Source organism: Acinetobacter sp. 24-47-67, from assembly GCF_056779735.1.
Map to the genome: position 1 here is coordinate 1 of NZ_JBWYIK010000058.1, position 223 is coordinate 223.

Below are 223 nucleotides of genomic sequence, written 5' to 3' on the forward strand. Positions count from 1 at the left end.
AGTTGCAAAAGCAACAGATCAAGCAGGTAACACAGGTGAATCTCAGCCAGAGAGCTTCGAGGTTGACACAGTAGCACCTGAATTAACCATCGATGAGCTTAAGCCAACAAACGATACTACACCAACAATCTCAGGTAAGACTGAGCCAGGTGCAACAGTAAAAGTTGAAATCTTAGACAAAGATGGCAACCCTGTAGCAACAGGTGATGCGACTGTAGATCCA

1 protein-coding gene is annotated in these 223 nt (G+C 44.8%); it reads left to right on the plus strand.

Annotated features, from left to right (window positions below; genetic code table 11):
• Positions 1-223 (plus strand): hypothetical protein (locus AC1M9K_RS14675; RefSeq protein WP_481589663.1); only part of this gene is annotated, 223 nt, incomplete at both ends.